The following is a 416-nucleotide window of genomic DNA, read 5'->3' on the forward strand; positions in this document are numbered from 1 at the left end:
CTTGTGGCGGCGCCAGCGGTCGCCGACCGTGGCGGCGATCTGCCTTGTCGCGTTGATCAGCTTTTCGACTGCCCTGCACCTGGTGGCAGTCGATCCCAAGCAAGCGTTCTATGCTCCCTTCAGCCGGGGTTGGGAACTGGCACTAGGCGGACTGCTGGTTTTTGTTCCGCCGATCGGCCGCCGTGGCACTTCCGAGGCGTTCGGCTTGGTTGGCCTTTGCCTGATAGCCGCTAGCTCCATCTGGCTATCCTCGAGCCAGCCATTTCCGGGACTGAGTGCACTCGCCCCGGTGGCTGGTGCTGTCTTGCTCGTCTGGCCTTGTTCTCCTTCCATCGCTACGGCGGTTCTTTCAAGCGGGCCGCTCCGCTTTACAGGAAAAATTTCATACAGCCTGTACCTCTGGCACTGGCCGATTC

Annotated in this window: 1 pseudogene; it reads left to right on the top strand. The window is 61.3% G+C overall.

Features of this window, described 5'->3' with window-relative positions:
* Nucleotides 1-28: 28 nt before the first annotated feature.
* Nucleotides 29-416: pseudogene (locus EOA29_RS42570) on the top strand (acyltransferase); the annotation flags it as partial.

The sequence above is a fragment of the Mesorhizobium sp. M1E.F.Ca.ET.063.01.1.1 genome (assembly GCF_003998155.1).
Taxonomy (GTDB): Bacteria; Pseudomonadota; Alphaproteobacteria; order Rhizobiales; family Rhizobiaceae; genus Mesorhizobium.